Source organism: Erythrobacter ramosus, assembly GCF_009828055.1.
Taxonomy (GTDB): domain Bacteria; phylum Pseudomonadota; class Alphaproteobacteria; order Sphingomonadales; family Sphingomonadaceae; genus Erythrobacter; species Erythrobacter ramosus.
This window is the reverse complement of record NZ_WTYB01000002.1, coordinates 1,262,439-1,281,872: the sequence shown is the minus strand read 5'-3', so window position 1 is coordinate 1,281,872 and position 19,434 is coordinate 1,262,439. Positions and strand designations below refer to the sequence as shown.

Here is a 19,434-nt window from a genome sequence, read left to right as displayed (position 1 = left end):
GCGAGCTTGCGACTACCCGATCTGGCGCCAGACCAGCGCCGAGAAGCCGAGCCAGGTCGTAAACATGATCAGGTAAGGCCAGCGCCTTGGCCATAAGTGGGCTACCAGTAACGTCGCTGCTGCCGTCCCGCCGAGGGCGAACAGGGCCGCAATTGCTGCCGGTGCGCCGGGGCTGGTGAGCGCTGACTGGATTGCCATGCTGGCCCATTGAGCCGGTAACAAGGCCAGCAGCCAACCGGGTAGGGCCCCCGGCATCGCTGCGGCGGTTACGACGACCGCGGCCTCTCCTGCGACCACGGCGACGGCGATCCACCAGCCCTTGTCGGCTGCGCTGCGGGCAAACAGGGTGCCGCGTGCGGCGAAGCTGCTGCTGGCGATGATGACGGCCAACCCCGTTGCTACGGGTTGCTCCAACCGCGGCATGCCCAGCGCGTGGGCGAGCCAGATGAGACCAGTCGCCGTCAGCAGCGCCAGCGCGATACCGATCCACAGCCTCCCGGCGATGGCCGCTGAGATCATGCCGGCTCCCATCAGGCCGACCGCGAGGATCGGTCCGGTGACCTGAACGATCGGCGCAGTGGCGGGTGCATTGTGCAACAGCAGCATGGCGAGCGCTGGTGCCGCAACCCCGGCCAAGCCTGCTGTCAGCCATGCCAGAAGTGGCCACGTTGGAGGCTGATGCGGGAACGAAGACGTCATGCGGCGGACATTGTGTGATGTGCCCGCCATTGTCGAGCTTGCTCCATCAGGCGCAGGATGTCCTGGTGACCGGGAACGAAGCGCTCCCGCGCATCCACATAGCGGGCAACAAGATTCGGATCGGCGAAGGTGCCGCCGCTACCGTCATTCCGCCGGTTCGAGCGTGGTCTGCGCCTCGCCCCATGCGGGGAAAGGATCGTTGAGGTTTTCCCACTGATCGGGCGTGAAGGCGTCCGTCGGCACGAGGCAAGCATCGAGCGCCTCGGTAATTGCCGCCCTGTCCAGTCCGATGCCGATGAACACCAGTTCCTGCCGCCGGTCGCCCCAGACCGGATCCCAGTGGCGGATCACGAATTCTTCGAAACTGCCATCGTCCGGCCAACGGTTCTTGGGCACGGCGGCCCACTAGCGGCCCATGCGACTGACGCTTTTCTGGTGCCCGGCAATCGCCAGCTCGCCGAGGAAATCGCTGCGGGTGGCAAGCCAGAAATGGCCCTTGGCGCGGATCACTGTGTCGAGCACATCGCCGGTCAGGAAGCGGTAGAACATCGCCGGATGGAACGGGCGGCGCGCGCGGTATACGAAGCTTTCGACGCCATATTCTTCGCTCTCGGGCCGGTGGCTGGCGTAGTCATAAAGCTCTTTCATCCACAGGGGGTGCTGTTCTGAACGCTCCTCGTCATACAGCCCGGTATCGAGAATGGTATCGAGCGCGACCGTACCGAAATCCGCCGTGATGATGCGCGCATCTGCGTTCAAGGAGGCGACCACCTGCTTAACCATGGCGAGCTGTTCGGGCGGCACGGCAGTTGCCTTGTTGACGATCACCACGTCAGCGAATTCGATCTGTTCGACCAGCAGGCTGACAAGGCTGCGATCATCGCCTTCACCGGCCGTCTCGCCGCGTGCCGAGAGCAGATCGGTGCTCGAATAGTCGGCCAGAAGATTGAGCGCGTCGACTACTGTCACCATCGTATCAAGCCGGGCGACATCGCCGAGGCACTCGTCATATTCGTCGCGGAACGAGAAGGTGGCCGCCACGGGCAGGGGTTCGGAAATGCCGGTGCTCTCGATCACGAGGTAATCGAAGCGGCCCTCCCCGGCGAGCTTGCGCACTTCCTTCAGCAGATCGTCGCGCAGGGTGCAGCAGATGCAGCCATTAGTCATTTCGACCAGCGTTTCTTCCGCGCGGGACAGCGCCGCCTCGCCCCCGCGCACCAGATCGGCGTCGATGTTGACCTCGCTCATATCATTGACGATCACCGCCACGCGCTTGCCCTCGCGGTTGGCGAGGATGTGGTTGAGCAGCGTCGTCTTGCCCGCGCCCAGGAAGCCGGACAGCACGGTGACGGGCAGGCGGGGGTCGGCGCTGAACTGAGCGGATGCGGAGGCGGTCATGCGGAAATCCTGTGGGCTGCGGCTTGTAATGACGTGCTCGCGCATTAAGTGATGTTGTAACATAACTCAATAGGAATGAGGCATGGCTAGTTCACCACCACTAACGTGCAGCGAGGCGCCGTGGCACCGCTTTGGCATGGGCTTGTCGGCGCTGTGCCTGGTGCATTGCATTGCGCTGCCGTGGCTGCTGGCGAGCGTGCCGGTGGTGATGCTCGCCGCCTTGCCCGAGGGGCTGCGCGAGAACGAGTGGCTCCACGCCGCGCTGATCCTGCCGGTGCTGCTGGTGAGCGGCCCGGTGCTGCTGCGCGCAAGCTCAGGACGCTGGCAAATTGGACTGGTGCTGGCGGCTTTCGCCGCGCTGATCGGGGGGTTGTTCATCGGCAGCGAGGTGGGTGAGCAGGCGCTGACGGTCACCGGAGCAGCGCTGCTGTTGGCGGCGCATTGGGCGCGGCTGCGCCGTATGCACCGGCATTGACGCAGTGGCGGCCGCCGCCACCACTGCGGGCCAAGACATAATGACATCGCGCACCTCCGCCGTTATGGGCACTCGGGCATGAACCGCCTGCGCACCCTGTTCCGTGACCATGCCCGGCTGACGCTGGTGCTGCTGGCTTTTGCGCTGGCGATAAAGGCCGCGGTGCCTTCCGGGTTCATGCTGGCGGCCAGCGGCGACCGGTTCCTGACTGTGACGATCTGCTCGGATGCCAGTGGCACTCCCAAGCAGATGCAGATCGCCATTGGGGGCAAACAAGCCACGGACGGCGATCATTCCGACATGGCAGACAAGGGGCAGGTTTGCGCATTCTCCGGCCTCGGCCATTTCGCGCTTGGCGGGGCAGACCCGGTTCTGCTGGCCACCGCGCTGGCCTTTATCCTGCTGATCGGGATTGCCCCGCTACCCGCGCTCCCGCTGCGCGACATTCCCTTCCTGCGCCCGCAACTGCGCGGCCCTCCGGCGACCACCTGACACTGTACCCCTGTGTATCGGTAGGCCCGCCGCGCGTCGCTTAGAGACGCGCCGGGCTGTCGGAGTATCATTCCCATGTTTGCAATAATGGACTGCCCCAGCGGGCAACCACTGGCGGATTAACCCGCCGCTTTTGCCGCGCCGCGCCAGAATAGCGCGCGCCACAATCCATCACCCGAGGAGATTTCAGCATGACCCGCCCGCTCTTTGCCGCTGCCCTGTTAGCGAGCACGATTGTCATTTCCGCCTGTAATCCCGCTGCCGAAACCCCCGCCGCCACTGAGACCGCCGCCAGCATCATCGCGGTATCCGAGCCGTGGTCGCGTGAGACCGCTGTGGGCCAGAACGCAGGCGGTGCCTTCATGACAATCGCCAACACTGGCACCGCCGCCGACCGCATCACTGGCGGCAGCACGCCGGTCGCCGGATGGGTCGAGATCCACACTATGAGCATGGACGGCGGGGTGATGCGGATGCGCCAGCTGGAAGACGGGCTGGACGTGCCCGCAGGCGGCGAAGTGACGCTCAAGCCGGGCAGTTTCCACATCATGCTCATGGATCTGAAGCAGCCGCTCAAGGCAGGCGAGACCGTGCCGCTGACGCTGACCTTCGAAGGCGCGGGCTCGGTCGTGACCGAACTTGAAGTCAAGCCCGCCGGGGCAATGGCTCCCGGTATGGAGCATGGCGAAGGGGAGCACGGCAAGCATGGCTGATCCCTTTCGTGAACGCGAGGACGAACCCTCGGCCCCCGCCCGCGCTGATGGGCTGAAGACATTGCGGCTGATGCTGTGGCTGCTGGTGGCGCTGGTGATCGGGGTCGGGCTGGTGGCGATGTTCGCCCCCAATCGTGCGACGCCGCCAGAGAGCGAAAGCGTCTATTCGGCGAGCATCGGCGGGCCGTTTGCTCTCACTGCGCCGGACGGGTCACGCGTCACTGACCAGACCCTGAAGGGCAAACCCTTTGCAATCTTCTTCGGCTTCACCCGTTGTCCCGACGTGTGCCCGACGACGTTGTCGCGCATGGCGCAGCTGCGCAAGCAATTGGGGCCGGACGGCGACAAGTTCCGGATCGTCTTCGTTTCGGTCGATCCTGGCTATGACAGCCCGGGGGATATCGGCCGCTATGTCGAGTTGTTCGGCACCCCGATCCTCGGGCTGACCGGCACCGATGCCGAGGTCGACAGCGCCGTGAAGGCGTACCGCGCCTTCTACCAGAAGGTGCCGACCAAGGGCGGCGACTATACCATCGACCACACCGCCAGCGTGTACCTGATGGATGCATCGGGCAAGCTCCAGTCGATCATCGCTTATGACGAAACGGGCCCCAATGCTCTCGCCAAGCTCAAGCGGCTGGTGGGCTGAGCACGCTCGATTCAAGGACAGAAGGGCAATGAACCAAGTCTCCTTCGCCGCGCTGCATGCAGCAACTTCGCTCGCCACGCCCGCCATTGCGCAAGGCGGCTTGCCACATCGCCCGACCTCGCCCAAGATCGCTTCGTCGGACATGAGCCGACGATCCGGCTGAAGGGGAAAAGCCGATGCTGATGCGCGATCTCGGGATCATTCCTGCACCAAAGGTGGACGGGACGGGCGATGGGCCAAGCCCCTATGTCAATCTCAGCCGCCGAGGGTTTGTGGGCGGGGCGGGGCTATTCGTCCTTGGCGTGACGCTGGCGGGCTGTTCAAGCTATGTCGAGCCGGTCATTGATGCGGATGCGTTCAAGCTGCCGGACCCCGGCGCCAGCCCGCTCACCGGGGTGAAGGGCGGGGATGCCACCCCTTCGCTGTGGATCGCGATCGACAAGGACGGGGCGGTCAAGATCACCTGCCACCGTTCGGAGATGGGGCAGCAGACCTGGACGGCGATGGCCCAGATCGTCGCCGATGAACTCGAGGCAGACTGGGACAAGGTCGCCATCGTTCAGGCCGAAGGGCATGAACGCTACGGCGATCAGAACACCGATGGTTCGCGCTCGGTCCGGTTCAATTTCCACCGGCTGCGCGTTGCTGGCGCGGCGATGCGGCATATGCTGGTCGCCGCCGCCGCGCTCTACTGGAAGCTGCCGCAGGACCAGTGCTCGGCCAAGGGCGGGCTGGTCAGCAATACGAAGAACGACGAGACCCTGTCCTACGGCAATCTGGCCGAACTGGCCGGGCGGCTCGCGATTCCGGCTGAAGCTGACATCAAGCTCAAGACCCCCAAGGAATGGCGTTACATCCGCGAGGAAATCCCCTCGCTGACCGTGCCGCGCATCGTCAAGGGCGACAGTACCTTCGGGATCGACGTCAAGCGACCCGGGATGGTCTATGCCGTGGTCGCCCGCCCGCCGCAGCTGTTCGGCCGGGTCGGCAGCGTTGACGATACCAAGGCGCTGGCGATCGCCGGCGTGCTCAGCACCATGCGTCTGCCCGATGCCAAGCCGCCCGCGCTGTTCCAGCCATTGGGCGGCGTGGCCGTGGTCGCGCGCGACACATGGGCCGCGATCGAGGGTCGGCGCGCGCTGGAAATCGCGTGGCAGGACGGCCCCAATGCGGGTTACGATTCCGAAGCCTTCGCCAAACAATTGCAGGCCACCGCACGGCGCAGCGGCAAGGTGCGCCGGTCGCGCGGGAATGTCGGTGCGGCGCTTGCTGCGGCATCCAAGCGGGTGACGGCGGAATATTACGCTCCGCATCTCAACCAGTCACCAATGGAACCGCCCAGCGCGACGGCGGAATGGGATGGCGACCGGCTCGAATGCTGGGCCTGCGTGCAAGACCCGCAGAACACGCGCGACACGCTCGCCGAGGCGCTGGGGATTCCCAAGGAGAACATCAAGGTCACTCCAACCTGGCTCGGCGGTGCTTTCGGGCGCAAGTCCAAGCCCGATTTCGTAATCGAGGCAGCGCTGATCGCCCGGGAAGTCGGCAAGCCGGTCAAGGTCACCTGGACGCGCGAGGACGACATCCGCCACGGCTACTATCACTCGGTCAGTGCGCAGTATTGCGAGGCCGGGCTCGATCAGGACGGCAAATGCACCGCGTGGCTGCATCGCACGGTGTTTCCGCCGATCAGCTCGACCTTCGATAACACGTTGGCCGAGCCGAGCGATGGCGAGATGAGCATGGGCGCAACCGATGTGCCCTTCGCCGCGCCCAATCTGCGGGTCGAATCGGGCGATGCCAAGGGTCATATGCGGATCGGCTGGCTCCGCTCGGTTGCGAACATCTACCACGCCTTTGCGGTGCAGAGCTTTGCCGCCGAACTCGCCCATGCGGCGGGGCGTGACCAGAAGGATTATCTGCTCGAACTGATCGGCCCGCCGCGCATGATCGACCCTGAATCGGAAGGCGCGACTTACGGCAATTACGGGGCCGAACTGGCGGAATATCCGATCGACACCGCACGGCTGCGCAATGTCGTGGAGAAGGCCTCGGCGATGGCTGATTGGGGCCGCAAGCTACCCGCCGGACGCGGCTTGGGCATCGCCGTGCACCGCTCGTTTCTCTCCTACATCGCCACGGTGATCGAAGTGGCGGTCGGCAAGGATGGCACGCTCCGCATTCCGGGCGTGTGGCTGGCGGTCGATGCCGGAACCGTGATCAACCCGCGCCACGTGCGCGCGCAGATGGAGGGCGGGACGATCTACGGGCTGTCGAACGCGCTCTACGGCGCGATCACGGCCAAGGACGGGGCGGTCGTGCAGGACAATTTCCCGAGCTGGCGATTGATGCGGATGGGAGAGGCCCCGCGCGAATTCAAGGTGGAGATCATCGCCTCGGACGCGCCGCCGGGCGGGGTGGGGGAACCGGCGACGCCGCCCGCCGCCCCCGCGCTCGCCAATGCGATCTTCGCTGCGACCGGCCACCGGCTGCGTACGCTACCGTTGATCGGGGCTGAAGGCGACAAGCTCAAACTGCCCGCGACAAAGACCGTTTAGGATCAGGAGCCGAACATGGCCATTACCCTCAAAATCAACGGGAAATCCGCAAGCGTCGATGCTGCTCCGGGCACGCCTTTGCTGTGGGTGCTGCGCGATCATCTTGGCATGACGGGCACGAAATTCGGCTGCGGGGTCGCGCAGTGCGGCGCCTGCACTGTCCATGTCGACGGCGCGCCGACCCGCTCCTGCGTGACGCCGCATGATTCGCTCGAAGGGGCGGAGATCACCACGATCGAGGGCGTTGAAGGCGCTGCCGCCGATGCCATTCGTCAGGTGTGGGTCGCCAATGACGTCCCTCAGTGCGGCTATTGCCAATCGGGTCAGATCATGGCCGCGACTGCGCTGCTGCGGGACAATCCCACGCCCGACGACGCGGCCATCGACGAAGCGATGAGCGGCAACCTGTGCCGCTGTGCCACCTATATGAGCATCCGCCGCGCCATCAAGGAAGCCGCGGCGCTGGGCTGATCGCCGCGCGTCAGCCCGTCACTGCGTGGCGGTGCTGACGACCTTGCCGTCGATCACCACGCCCACCGTGTGCGAGGCGTATTCGAAGGGATCGCCGTCAAACAGCGCGACATCGCCGTCCTTACCGACTTCCAATGAGCCGACCCGCTTTTCCAGCCCGATAACCCGCGCCGCATCGATGGTGATGCTCGCCAGCGCGTCATTCCACGCCAACCCGTTTGCCGCCGCGACACCGGCTTCGAACAGGATCACGCGGGTCTTGGGAACATAGCCTTCGTAACCCGACTGATAGGCGAACGGGATGCCCGCCGCGCGTAGCGCCGCGCCGGTGGTGAAGCTGGCGTTTTCGAACTCGCCATATTGCCGCGCCATCGGCGGGTGAAGGATGACCTTGACCCCGGCCGCCTTGATCTCGTTCGTCAGCAGATAGGCCTCAGCCGCTCCGTCGAGCACGACATCAATGCCGAACTCCTGACGCAGCCGCAGTGCGCTCATGATGTCCTGCGCGCGGTGGGCGGTGATCAGCAGCGGCAGCTTGCGGGCGAGCACATCGCGCATCACCTGCACCTCAAGGCTGAGCGGCTTGTCAGGGCCGGACTTTTCTTCGCCCTTCTTCGCAGGCTTGGGCGCGTCGCCTTCCTTCGCGGCGAGCAGCGCCTGACGCAGCATCGCGATCTGCTTGGCACGGGTGCCCGGGGCCTTGCCGCCCTCGGCCAGCGCGCCCGGCCCGAGATTGGCGGCGACCATCGCGCGGGGCACGATCACGGCAGCATCGGCAGTGTTGCCGACCGTCTTGGCGATCATCGTCTGGCCCGAAACCAGCGCGCCGGGGCCGTGACCGGTGTGGATCGTGGTGACCCCAAAGCCGCGCAGCCATGCCACCAGCGCCTCGCCGGGATTATAGGCGTCAATCGCGCGCAACTGCGGCTGCACAGGGGCGCTTTCGTCCAGCTGATCCTGATCGTGCTCCTGATTGAGATAGCCCGCCAGCCCGACCACAGTGCGCGCATCGACAAGACCGGGGGTGACGACCTTGGCCTCGATCACAGTGAAGCCTTCGGGGATCGGTGTGCTGGCGGCGGGGCCGACGGCGACGATCTTTCCGTCGTCAATCACCACCACCCCGTCCGTGATGGCGGGGCCTGCCATGGTGTGAACCTCGCCGCCCCTAATGGCGATGTCCTGCGCGTAGGCAGCAGTGCCGAGCGCGAGTGCACTGGCGGCGGCAAGGCAATATCCGGCGATACGCATCAGTTGTGCCCTTCCGCTTCGGCAATTTCCCAGTGGTGGTGCGAGGCTTCCATCGGGCTGCCCGCGCCAAAGCCTCCCGTCGCCATCAACAAATCCTCAGGCAGGCTGCGATCAAACAGCTTGTCGCCCTCCACCCAGGTTTCGAGCACGTGGGTGTATGTCGACAGCGGATCGCCATCGAGCACGAGGAAATCGGCATCCTTGCCGACTTCAAGCGAGCCCACGCGGGCATCGAGCCGCATCTGCTTGGCCCCGTTGATCGTCAGCGCGCGCAAGGCGCCATCGCGGCTCATCCCCCCGCGCACCGCCAGCGCGGCCTCGCGCAGCATCATGCGCGAATCCACGATGGCGTCGTCCGAATGGATCGACACCAGCACGCCCGCGCGTTCGAGGATGGCGGCATTGTCCATCCTGAGATCGACCGTCTCCAGCTTGCCGCCCGGTGCATCCAGCGTGATGTTCGATACCGGCACGCCGGCCTTGGCCAGTTCCTCAGCGACCTTCCACGTTTCGGTGCCGTGCTGGATCAGCACGCTGAAGCCGAATTCCTGCTTGAGCCGCAGCACGGTCATGATGTCATCGGCGCGGTGCGTGTGGAAATGCACCAACCGCTCGCCCGAAAGCACCTCGCACAGCGCTTCCTTGCCAAGATCGCGCTTCTTGCGGTCGCCGTCGCAATAGGCCTTGGCTTCGGTCAGCTGCTCGCGCACCAGCGAGGCGGACTTGGCGCGGGTTCCCGGAAAGCCGCTCCCGCCCATCGGGTTGGTGCCATTTGCCATCTTCATGCCGCCGAGCGCGGCTGCGCCCTTCATTGCGAACGCGATGTCCTCAACGGTACGGCCCTTGCGCAGCTTCATGTAGAAGGTCTGCCCGCTCATCAGGTGGCCCGATCCGGGCATGATGTTGGCGGTGGTGACCCCTCCCGCGCGGGCCTTGTCGATTGAGGTGGAGAACGGGTTGATCGAATCCATCGCGCGGACTTCGGGCTGGATTGGACCGGAACCGTCCGCGCCTGCGACCTGACCGATATGCGAATGGGTGTCGACGATGCCGGGCATGATCACCCGGCCATCAACCGCGCGGCGCTTTGCATCAGCCGGAATCGCGACATTGGCCCCGACCGCGACGATCTTGCCGTCCTTGATCACGATCGTGCCGTTTTCGATTGGCTCGCCCGCCATGGTGAGGATGCGCGCGCCGGTGAAGGCGACCGGGCGTTCCTGTGCTGCCACTGGGCTTGCTGTCAGAGCGATGCCGGTGAGGGCGGTTCCCGTCAGACCGGCGATTGCCCATCGCCTCGACTTTGCAAATGCCACGAGGCGCTTCTCCCTGTTGATGCCCGCCGGCGCATTACTTGCAGGCCCAGCCCGCCGCGCACAAGCCAAAAAGTGCGGGTTGCCGGTGTCGCGGGTTGCGATCAAGCAGGGTGTGCCGCAATCACCGCAAGCGCTTCGGCCTCGGATATGACCTCCGCATATTTGGCCTGGAGGTCGAACAGGTTGGCTTCGTGCGGGGCGGGGTGGCGGTCGGCGCAAGCCTCGCGCACCACCAGCGGGACAAAGCCGTATTGCATCGCATCGAGCGCGCTTGCCCGGACGCAGCCGGAGGTGGAGTAACCCGTGATCAGCAGCGTATCGATGCCATCGGCGTGCAGGGCATTGGCAAGGTCGGTGCCGAAGAAGGCGCTGGGATATTGCTTGGTGAACACCCTATCGCCCGGTTGGGGGGTGAGGTCGTCGGGAAAGGCCCCGAGCGGCGATCCTTCCACGAAGGCTTTCAGCACAGGCGCCTTGCGATAGAACACACCGCCATCCGAGCCGTCAGGCTTGTACTGGACGTTGGTGAACACCACCGGCACCCCCGCCGCGCGCGCCGCTAGGGCCAAGCGCCGGTTCGCATCTTTCGCGGCAGCGGCAGTCTCCATGAACAGCGCCGAACCCTCGGTGAGGTAGGCGACCACCACATCGACGATCAGCAGCGCCGGGCGCGACCCCGGCTGGAGCCGCCCCTCGTACACCCCGGCGTAATTGTCGGATGCCGAGGGGCCGCCCATCAGATGATCCCCGCTTCCGCCAGCCGCGTGAGCTCGGCGGCATCCAGACCCAGCCGCTCAGCGAAGACCTCGGCATTGTCCTGACCTGGCGCGGCAGGCGCAGGGCGGCGAATGGTCGAAGGGGTCTTGGAGAGCTTCGGGAAGGCGTTCTGCATCTTGATCCGCCCGCGGTTCTGCGTCTCGACCTCAATGATCGCCTCGCGCGCCTGAAAATGCGGGTCGGCGAGCATATCGGGCGCGCGGTAGACCCGGCCTGCGGGAATCGAATATTCGATCATCAGCGCATCGACTTCGTCGACTGTGAGCGTGCCCGTCCAGTCGTTGATCAGCGCGTCCAACTCGTCCTGATGGATCCCGCGCGGGATATGCGTGGCATAGCGCGGGTCACTCGACAGCTCCGGCCGACCCATCGCCTGACACAGCCGCGCGAAGATCGCATCGCCATTGGCGCCGATCATGTAGCTGCCGTCCTTGCAGGAATAGACGTTCGACGGGGCGATGCCCTTCAGCACCGAGCCGGAGCGTTCGCGGATCACGCCGTTGCGGTCGTACTCGGGCACGAGGCCCTCCATCACCTGCAACACTGCCTCGTACAGCGCGGAATCGACCACCTGCCCCTCGCCCGTCTTCTCGCGGTGGTGCAGCGCGGCGAGCACACCCATCGCGCCATAGGTGGCGCACAGAGTGTCGCCGATCGAGATGCCCATGCGGCTGGGCGGACGGTCAGGTTCGCCGACGATGTAGCGCCATCCACCCATCGCCTCGCCGATCCCGCCGAAGCCTGCGCGGTCGCTGTACGGCCCGTCCTGCCCGTAGCCCGACATGCGGGCGATGATCAGGCCGGGGTTAACCGCGTGGAGTTCTGCCGGCGAGAGGCCCCAGCGTTCCAGCGTGCCGGGCTTGAAGTTCTCGATCAGCACATCGGCCTCGGCGATCAGCCGCTTGGCGAGCGCCTGTCCTTCGGGCACGCGCAGGTTGCAGGTGACCGAGCGCTTGTTGCGGGCGATCACCTCCCACTGCACCTTCTCGTCGCCCTGACCCCAGCTGCGCATCGGATCGCCCGCGCCCGGCGGCTCGATCTTGACGACGTCGGCACCCATGTCGCCGAGCAACTGGCCACAGAACGGGCCGGCGAGGAGCTGGCCCATCTCGACGACTTTGATCCCTTGAAGCGCGCTCATTCTGCCGCCTCGCGCATACCGGGATGGGAGTTCCAGACCGGCTGGACGGGGGCGGGGAGGCCCGTCTCGGCCTCGCAATTGGCACGCAGGGCGTCGATGCCCGGGCCGTAGTCGAACAGCGGCAGCTCCCCACGCGACGCTGACATTTCCGCGCGCAAGGCTTGGGTGGCGGCGGTGTCCACCGTGCCCGCAGCATCGGCGACAACGCCATAGTCGCGGGCGCCTTGAGCCGTAACGAGGCCCTGCCGGATTTCGAGGCCGACGAGCTCAGGGCCACGCGCCAGCGGGTCGCCCCAGCCGCCGCCCCCCCAGGTGATGAAGTGCAGCAGATCGCCGGCCTTCACCGCTACGCTCTCGACCTTGTTGCCGACGATTTCTTGGCTGCCGTCGGCGCGCTCCAGCACCTTCTTCGCCCGCGCTCCCGGATGGCCGCCATTGACGCCCCACGGCGGCACGAACCAGCGGTCGTCATGGATTGCGATCTCGCCATCAGCGAGGAAACGGTAGGTCATGTGAATGCCGTTGCCGCCGCGATGGAGGCCCGCCCCGCCGCTATCGGGCGCGGTGGCGTAGCGTTCGATCCGCAGCGGGAAGTAGCGTTCGAGGAACTCGTTCGGCACATTGGTGAACCCCGGCCATAGCGAGTGCCCGTCCGGCCCGTCACCCAGCGGTCGGCCCGGAATGCCCCCAAAGCCGATCTGGAACAGCTGGAACCAATCGCGCGTCCCGTCCTCGCGGCTATCCCAGCCCGAATAGAACAGGTGCGGCGAGGAGGAGAACCCGGCGGCGTTCAAGAACTCCGGCGTTTTCTGCCCGAGCAAGCCGCCCAGAATGTCGAAGATGCGGCCCAGCGCATGCGTGCGGCCCGAAAGCGCGGCGGGGAAGTGCGGCTTCAAGAGCGAGCCTTCCGGAATGCGCACCTCGATCAGATCGTAGAACCCGTCGTTGAACAGGATCTGCGGATCGAAGACCATGATCATGTAGATGCCGAAGAACATCTTGAACATGTTTTCATTGAGGAAAAAGTTGATCGAGGCGGCGGACTGCGGGTCGGTGCCCTGGAAATCGAGGATCACGCGGTCGCCATCGCGCCACATGGTGCAGCGGATCTTGTAGGGGCCATAGCCCTTGCCGTCGTCGCAGATGTAATCCTCGAAGCTCACCGGCTCCTCGGCGACCGCCATCGCCAGCAGCGCTTTCATCGCACGGTGGTTGCGGGCCAAGAGCTCCTGCGTGGCCGAGACGTAAACGTCATCCCCGAAGCGGTCGGCCATTTCGACCACACGGCGCGCGGCGACCCGGCACGAAGCGATCAGGGCGTTGAGGTCGGCCTGGCACCAGTCCGGCTTGCGGGTCTGGTGCATGACCAGCTTCATCAGGTCTTCGTTGTATTCGCCCTTCTTCCAGATCTTCACGGGCGGAATGCGCACGCCTTCCTCGAAGATCGAGGACGCGCCGATCGGCATCGAGCCGGGGACTGATCCGCCGATGTCGCTCTGGTGGCCGAACATCGCGGTGTAGGCGAGCAGGCGCCCGTCCTTGAACACCGGGAGCAGCACAAGCCAGTCGTTGGAGTGACTGACCGCGCCGCCGCAGGAATAGGGATCGGACAGGAAGATCATGTCCCCGTCCTCGATCGTGCCGTCAAACTGCTTGAGGAAGCCGTCGATGAAGCTGCCGAACTGGCCGACGATCATCTTGCCGGCGGGATCGGAGATCAGCGGGAAGGCGTCCCCCTGTTCGCGGATGCCGGGGGACATGGCGGTGCGCACCAGCGTTGCGTCCATTTCGATGCGGGCGTTGCGCAGCGCGTTCTCGATGATGTCGAGCGTCACCGGGTCGATGGCGATTTTCTGGAACGGCGTGGTGTTGGGTTCGATGATGCGAGCCGGCATGGTCTTAGCCCTTCGCCTTGAGAGTGATGAGGATGTTGCCCACGGCGTCAACGCGCGCGGTGCAATCATGTTCGACCAACGTGGTCGAATCCATTTCGGTGATGATCGCCGGGCCGGAGATGACATCGCCCTGCCGCAGCTTCGCGCGGTCGTAGATCACCGCCGCGCGTTCCGCCCCGTCAATCCACACCGTGTGGTCGCGGATCTTCGCGGCGGCGGGGTTGCCGTCACCCTTGGGCAGCTCGGTGGCGGGGAGGGCGGGGGCCTGCCCCTGGGCGACCGCACGCAGGTTCACGATCTCGTGCGGCGTATCCATGTTGAAGGTGAAGAGCCGCAAGTGCTCCTCGTCAAAGCGCGCGAGGATGCCTTCGATCCCGTCCGCTTCGAGAATGTCCTGCGTGATCGTCAGCGGCACTTCGAAGGCTTGGCCCGCATAGCGCACGTCGATTTCGAACAGCGAGTTGATCTGATCTTCGGGGATGCCGTCAGCCAGCAATTCGCTGCGGGTCTGCGCGGCCATTTCATCCAGCACCGCAACGAGGTCAGCGATGCTGGTATCCTTGGCCAGCCGCGAGAAACTGCGCGCGGTTTCGGTGCGCATCCGCGTGGTCGCATCGCCCAGTGCGCAGAGCACGCCCGGGGAAACGGGCGAGATCGCGGGCCAGCTGCCCATCAGGCGGGCGACCGCATTGACGTGCAGCGGTCCCGCGCCGCCAAAGCCCATCAGCGCAAATTCGCGCGGGTCGTAGCCCTGCTGCACCGAAATCATGCGCAGCGCGCCGAACATGTTCTCATTGACGATATCGATGATCCCGCGCGCGGCCTCCATCAGCGTGACGCCCAGCGCATCGGCAATGGTCTGCACTGCGACCTTCGCGCCTTCGCGATCTAGCTTGAAGCTGCCGCCGAGCAGGTCTTCGGGGAGGTAGCCCAGCACCACGTTGGCATCAGTCACCGTGGGCAGCGTGCCACCCTTGTTATAGGCCACCGGCCCCGGTACCGCGCCCGCGCTTTCAGGGCCGACCCGCAACGCGCCGGTCAATTGCGGCACGTGGGCAATTGAGCCGCCGCCCGCCCCAACGGTCTTTACGTCCAGCGCCGATGCGCGGACCGACAAGTGCCCGACCTCGGTGGTGCGCTGGCGGCGTGGTTCGAGGCCTTGGATCAGCGCCACGTCGGTGGAGGTGCCGCCGACGTCGAGAGTGAGGATATTCTCGAAGCCCGCATTCTTCGCCACCCAAAGCGCGCCAGTCACGCCGCCTGCTGGGCCTGACATGAGGATGTTGACTGGATGCTCCTCGGCCTTCTGGCTCGACATCAACCCGCCGTCCGAGCGCAACAGCGACAACCGGCCCTTGAAGCCCTCGGTCGCCAAGCGGTCGCGCAGGTTCGAGACATATTTGCTCACCACCGGACGCACCGCAGCGTTGGCGACGGTGGAGAGGGTACGTTCGTATTCCTGCATTTCGGGCAGGACTTCGTTGCTCAGCGAGACGGGGAGGCCCGGCAGTTCTTCGGCAGCAATCTGGCCGATCCGGGCTTCGTGAGCGCCGTTCAAGTAGGCGTTCATCAGCGAGACGGTCAGCGCCTCGATACCATCACCCTTCAGCTTACGCAAAGCCGCCCGCACCGCGTCTTCATCCAGCGGAGCGACTTCGCGGCCCTGTGCGTCCATCCGCCCCGGCACTTCGACCGTGTGCTCCAACCGCGCGAGCGGCTGCGGCTTGGGCCACACGATCCACGCGGCGAGTCCCCCGGGCACAAAGCTGCGCGCGATCTGCATGATGTCGCGGTAGCCCTGCGTGGTGACGAGGCCGACCCGCGCGCCCTTGCCCTCCAGCACGGCATTGGTGGCAACTGTAGTGCCATGGAGGAAGTAGGTGATGTCCTCGGCAGTAATGCCCGCCTGAGCCATGATCGCCTTCACACCCGTCAGGATGCCTTCGGAGGAATCATGCGGGGTCGACGGCGTCTTATGCCGCCAGAACGCGCCGCTCGCCTCGTCGAACAGCAGGAGGTCGGTAAACGTCCCGCCCACATCAACGCCCAACCTGTAAGTCATGCTGTGTCCTTATGCTCTATGCTGCGCGCGCAACGGCCGAGGGCAATTCGCGCCCCAGCACATCCGCAAACCACTTGTTCGCCGCAATCGCGGCTGCGAGATCGATGCCCGTGTCCACGCCGGAACGCGCCATCATGTAAATGAGGTCCTCCGTCGCGATGTTCCCGGTCGCGCGCGGGGCGAAGGGGCAGCCACCGAGGCCGCCGAGCGAGGCGTCGAAGGTGCGCACGCCCGCCTTGTACGCCTCCCACGCATTGGCGATGCCGGTGCCGCGCGTATTGTGGAAATGCGCGCGCATCGGGATTTTTCCGCCGAGCGTCTCACCCAGCTTGCCGAACAATTCGCCCGCTTCCCACGGCGTGCCGACGCCGATGGTGTCGGCGAGGGCGATTTCTTCGGGGTTCTCAATCGCCAGCTCCTCGGCAATGGCGAGCACCGTTTCATGCTTCACCTCGCCCTCGAACGGGCAGCCAAAGGCGGCGCTGATCGTGACCTGCGCGCGCATTCCCTCGGCGCGGGCGAAGCGCAGCATATCACGGGTTTCGGCGAGGCCTTCCGCAATCGTCTGGCCCTGATTCTTCTGACCGAAAGTGTCGCTGGCGACGATCACGCAGCCAACCTGATCGACGCCGCGCGCGCCATTCTCGCGGGTGGCCAGCGCGCGCATCACGCCGCGCTTGTTGAGGACGAGGCCGATGTAGGTGCAGTCGCTCCGGTCGGGCAGGCCAGCGATCACAGCCTCGGCGTCCGCCATTTGCGGGACGCGCTGCGGGTGGACGAAGCTAGCGACTTCAAGCCGCCGTGCGCCGTAGCCGATCATGCGGCTGATGAGGTCGAGCTTCACTTCGGTCGAGATGATGTCGGGCTCGTTCTGCAAGCCGTCGCGCGGGCCGACCTCGACCAGTTCGATTGTGCCGAATGACATCGTGAATCGCCTGTTGCTGCTGCGAAGGACCGGTGGGGGTGAATTACCCAGTTTGTATACAATTGCAATCATGCTTGGCGTAGCAAATGATGCAGGAACCGCAACCCCACGGCAGCGTTGTTACGCCTCTCTACTGTCCTGATCATTGGCCGCGTCATCGGCTCTCGGACCGACCGTCTTGGCAAAGGTGTGGAACGCGCGGCGCAGGTGACTGCCCATCACAGCGCGCGCCCAGTCGCCATCGCGTGCGGCAAAGGCGGCGACCAGTTCATCATGATCGCGCGCGGATTGGCGCAGGTCGCTTTGCGAATAGGTGCGCGCGGTACGCAGCACCACCGGTGCCTCGACCAGCTTTGCCAGCATCTGCCCCAGCCGCGGCGAATGGGCGGCATCGATGATCGCTTCGTGGAACGCGCGGTTCGCCTCGAGAAAGCGCACCACATCGGGAGGGCTCTGTTCAACGGCCGCGGTCAGTTCGCTGTTGAGTGCCTCGAGCGCGGCGATCTGCTCGCGGGAAAGACGCTTGGCCGCACGTTCGGCGGCGTGGCATTCGAGCATCTGGCGCAGCACGAACATCTCCTCGATGTCGTCGCGGCTCCAGTCGGCGACGAACAATCGCTTGGTGTCAGAGCGGACCAGCAGCAACTCGTCCTCAAGCCGCCGCACCGCCTCGCGCACCGGCGTGCGGCTGACCCCGGTGATCTGCGCGAGCTGGTCTTCAGTGAGCTGTTCGCCAGCCGCCACCGACCCGCTGAGAAGATGCGCGCGGATCGCCGAGTAGGCGCGTTCGGATGCGCGGCTCACGAGCGTACGATCCGCAGGGCGGAAGAGAAGAGGGCTGCGTCCATGCGCGTCCTTGTGCGGCGAAGCGCCCGGGCCTGCAAGCCTGTGAGGTGACAAAAACACACCTGGCAGCCGCTCTGCGCAACATTTGCGTAAAATGCTTGACGGGGACGTTTTGTATACAATAACCAGCGCGCTTCGGGCAATCGGGGAATGCCGTGCAGCGTATCAAGGTCATCGTACCGATCGCAATGGACGAAGCAGGCGTCGCGAATCGCGCGCAGCAGCTTCCGGCCGATTTCGTGCGCCCGGGCTTCGCGCCCACATTTGAAGCGGTGCGCTGGGGCGCGGCGCTGGGCGATTCCTATCACGATACGCTGCTGATGGACTGGACGGTGTTTCAGGCAGGCGTGACGGCTGAGGACGAAGGCTATGCCGGGGTGCTGATCGATACGGTCAGCGATTCCGGGCTGTGGCCGCTGCGCTCGGCCCTCAATATCCCCGTCGTCGGCCCCGGCGAGGCGAGCTTTGCTGCCGCGATGATGCTGGGCAAGAAGTTTTCGGTTCTCACCATGTGGCCGCAGTGGTTCCCGCTCTACGAGAAGGTGCTGAACCAGCACGGCTGGGAGCATCGCTGCGCCAGCGTCCGCTCGATCGACACGCGGCCTGACGTGACCGAACTGCTCGAAGGCAAGGAAGAGGTCGTCTTCGCCAAGCTCAAGGCTGAGGCGATGCGCGCGATTGATGAGGACGGCGCGGATGTGATCGTGCTGGGCTCCACCACGATGCACCAATCGGCCACCTATCTTCAAAGCGAACTGCCGGTGCCGGTGATCAACCCCGGACAGGTCGCTTACAAGCAATTGGAGACGCTGATCGAGCTGGGACTGACCCATTCGAAGAAGGCCTTCCCCGCACCCGAAGTGCCCAAACACGCCGATATCCGAAAGGGCTGGTACTGATGAGTGAATGGCAAGAGGGCGGGTCGGGCCAGACCGCGCTGCCCTATCCGGTCTATGTCGATATCGTCACCAAGCGGTATTTTGATGGGGTCGATAACAAGCACATGGACAAGGTGCTCGATTGCTTCACGCCGGACGCGGTGCTGACCGAAGTGACCAGCAACACCGTGCATCAGGGGCGCGAGGCGATTCGGGCGATGTTCGTGAAGCTGTTCGCCGATTTTGAAAGCATCTGGCACGGCAATTTCGTCCACACCGCCGACCCGGACACGAACGCCATCTGCTCGCAGTTCACGGTACTGATCACCCCCAATGGGGGCGAGGAATTGCGGTATGAAAACTGCAACCGCTTCTACCTCAAGGACCGGTTGTTCCACCGGGTCTATGTCTACATGTCGGGTGACAACCTGCTGAAGGAAGGGGACGTCTGATGCAGTACGAACCCACCCTGTCGCGCGCCGAGCTGATCGACTTCGCGCTCAACAAATATTTCGCCCGTGTCGATGCCAAGGACATGGAAGGCGCACTGGCCTGCTTCCATGACACGGCGCTGTTCTGCGTCCAGACCGCCTTTACGCGCCATGCCGGCAAGGCCGAAATCCGCCGGATGTTCGAAGATTTCTTCGGCGCTTACGAAACTATCATCCACCGCGATTTTACCTGCACCGTGGACGAGGCCAATGGCCGCATCACAGCCAGCTTCACCGCAGAACTGCATGATGCAGCCGGGCAGGTGACGCTGCTGGAAAACACCAATTTCTGGCGGCTTCGTCCCGGCCCAGAAGGCCCGAAGTTTCAGGAAGTCTATGTCTACATGAGCGGGGCCAACGTCCTCGTTTGATCGCCTAACCTCTCAATCCTCTTCAG

Annotated in this window: 19 protein-coding genes and 1 pseudogene; 10 read left to right on the top strand and 10 right to left on the bottom strand. The window is 64.9% G+C overall.

Translation table 11 applies throughout. The features are described 5' to 3' along the window. Positions 1-12: 12 nt before the first annotated feature. Together GRI59_RS12780 and GRI59_RS12775 are read right to left on the bottom strand one after the other, a co-directional pair. Positions 13-699, bottom strand: a complete 687-nt coding sequence (locus GRI59_RS12780) for a hypothetical protein (protein ID WP_237440793.1) — start codon at positions 697-699, stop codon at positions 13-15. A gap of 144 nt (positions 700-843) precedes the next feature. Further along, positions 844-2,097, bottom strand: a pseudogene (locus GRI59_RS12775) (GTP-binding protein). A gap of 82 nt (positions 2,098-2,179) precedes the next feature. On the opposite strand from GRI59_RS12775, the gene GRI59_RS12770 reads away from it, so the two are divergent. From GRI59_RS12770 to GRI59_RS12745, 7 genes are all read left to right on the top strand, one after another. After that, positions 2,180-2,572 carry a MerC domain-containing protein gene (locus tag GRI59_RS12770; RefSeq protein ID WP_160761512.1) on the top strand — a complete coding sequence of 131 codons (393 nt, stop codon included), beginning with the start codon at positions 2,180-2,182 and terminating at the stop codon, positions 2,570-2,572. Positions 2,573-2,650: 78 nt separating this feature from the next. Beyond that, positions 2,651-3,064 (top strand): DUF2946 family protein, encoded by a 414-nt coding sequence (locus GRI59_RS12765; RefSeq protein WP_160761511.1) that lies wholly within the window; start codon positions 2,651-2,653, stop codon positions 3,062-3,064. A 191-nt stretch (positions 3,065-3,255) separates the two neighbouring features. Beyond that, on the top strand, positions 3,256-3,777 hold the full coding sequence (locus GRI59_RS12760; protein WP_160761510.1) for a copper chaperone PCu(A)C: 522 nt from the start codon (positions 3,256-3,258) through the stop codon (positions 3,775-3,777). After that, a complete protein-coding gene (locus GRI59_RS12755) occupies positions 3,770-4,426 on the top strand; it encodes an SCO family protein (protein WP_237440792.1) in 657 nt (218 codons plus the stop codon). Before GRI59_RS12760 ends, GRI59_RS12755 begins: the two co-directional genes overlap by 8 nt. 28 nt (positions 4,427-4,454) lie before the next feature. After that, positions 4,455-4,589, top strand: a complete 135-nt coding sequence (locus tag GRI59_RS15945) for a hypothetical protein (protein WP_272917021.1) — start codon at positions 4,455-4,457, stop codon at positions 4,587-4,589. A 13-nt stretch (positions 4,590-4,602) separates the two neighbouring features. Continuing rightward, positions 4,603-6,984 (top strand): xanthine dehydrogenase family protein molybdopterin-binding subunit, encoded by a 2,382-nt coding sequence (locus tag GRI59_RS12750; protein WP_237440791.1) that lies wholly within the window; start codon positions 4,603-4,605, stop codon positions 6,982-6,984. Between the two features lie 15 nt (positions 6,985-6,999). Further along, on the top strand, positions 7,000-7,455 hold the full coding sequence (locus GRI59_RS12745; RefSeq protein WP_160761509.1) for a (2Fe-2S)-binding protein: 456 nt from the start codon (positions 7,000-7,002) through the stop codon (positions 7,453-7,455). Between the two features lie 18 nt (positions 7,456-7,473). Here GRI59_RS12745 and GRI59_RS12740 read toward each other — a convergent pair whose 3' ends face one another. The 8 genes from GRI59_RS12740 to GRI59_RS12705 form a co-directional block, all read right to left on the bottom strand. Beyond that, on the bottom strand, positions 7,474-8,706 hold the full coding sequence (locus GRI59_RS12740; RefSeq protein ID WP_160761508.1) for an amidohydrolase family protein: 1,233 nt from the start codon (positions 8,704-8,706) through the stop codon (positions 7,474-7,476). Then, on the bottom strand, positions 8,706-10,022 hold the full coding sequence (locus GRI59_RS12735; RefSeq protein ID WP_202390958.1) for an amidohydrolase family protein: 1,317 nt from the start codon (positions 10,020-10,022) through the stop codon (positions 8,706-8,708). Before GRI59_RS12735 ends, GRI59_RS12740 begins: the two co-directional genes overlap by 1 nt. A gap of 101 nt (positions 10,023-10,123) precedes the next feature. Beyond that, the gene (locus GRI59_RS12730; protein WP_160761507.1) at positions 10,124-10,759 is read right to left on the bottom strand and encodes an isochorismatase family protein; all 636 of its coding nucleotides are present in this window, start codon (positions 10,757-10,759) and stop codon (positions 10,124-10,126) included. Continuing rightward, positions 10,759-11,940, bottom strand: coding sequence for a CaiB/BaiF CoA transferase family protein (locus GRI59_RS12725; RefSeq protein ID WP_160761506.1), 1,182 nt, complete (start codon positions 11,938-11,940; stop codon positions 10,759-10,761). Before GRI59_RS12725 ends, GRI59_RS12730 begins: the two co-directional genes overlap by 1 nt. Next, entirely contained in the window at positions 11,937-13,835 is a 1,899-nt protein-coding gene (locus GRI59_RS12720) for a hydantoinase B/oxoprolinase family protein (RefSeq protein ID WP_160761505.1), read from the bottom strand. Before GRI59_RS12720 ends, GRI59_RS12725 begins: the two co-directional genes overlap by 4 nt. 4 nt (positions 13,836-13,839) lie before the next feature. Then, on the bottom strand, positions 13,840-15,897 hold the full coding sequence (locus tag GRI59_RS12715) for a hydantoinase/oxoprolinase family protein (protein WP_160761504.1): 2,058 nt from the start codon (positions 15,895-15,897) through the stop codon (positions 13,840-13,842). Between the two features lie 16 nt (positions 15,898-15,913). Continuing rightward, complete coding sequence (locus GRI59_RS12710; RefSeq protein ID WP_160761503.1) at positions 15,914-16,822, bottom strand: hydroxymethylglutaryl-CoA lyase; 909 nt, start codon at positions 16,820-16,822, stop codon at positions 15,914-15,916. Positions 16,823-16,942: 120 nt separating this feature from the next. Continuing rightward, the gene (locus GRI59_RS12705) at positions 16,943-17,626 is read right to left on the bottom strand and encodes an FCD domain-containing protein (RefSeq protein ID WP_160761502.1); all 684 of its coding nucleotides are present in this window, start codon (positions 17,624-17,626) and stop codon (positions 16,943-16,945) included. 197 nt (positions 17,627-17,823) lie between these two features. Between GRI59_RS12705 and GRI59_RS12700 the strand changes: the two genes are divergently transcribed. From GRI59_RS12700 to GRI59_RS12690, 3 genes are read left to right on the top strand one after another with little or no spacing between them, the layout of a single operon-like run. Beyond that, positions 17,824-18,567, top strand: coding sequence for an aspartate/glutamate racemase family protein (locus GRI59_RS12700; RefSeq protein ID WP_160761501.1), 744 nt, complete (start codon positions 17,824-17,826; stop codon positions 18,565-18,567). Continuing rightward, positions 18,567-18,998 carry a nuclear transport factor 2 family protein gene (locus GRI59_RS12695; protein WP_160761500.1) on the top strand — a complete coding sequence of 144 codons (432 nt, stop codon included), beginning with the start codon at positions 18,567-18,569 and terminating at the stop codon, positions 18,996-18,998. The genes GRI59_RS12700 and GRI59_RS12695 overlap by 1 nt, the downstream gene beginning before the upstream one ends. Continuing rightward, positions 18,998-19,408 (top strand): nuclear transport factor 2 family protein, encoded by a 411-nt coding sequence (locus GRI59_RS12690; protein ID WP_160761499.1) that lies wholly within the window; start codon positions 18,998-19,000, stop codon positions 19,406-19,408. Before GRI59_RS12695 ends, GRI59_RS12690 begins: the two co-directional genes overlap by 1 nt. The last annotated feature ends 26 nt before the right edge of the window (positions 19,409-19,434 follow it).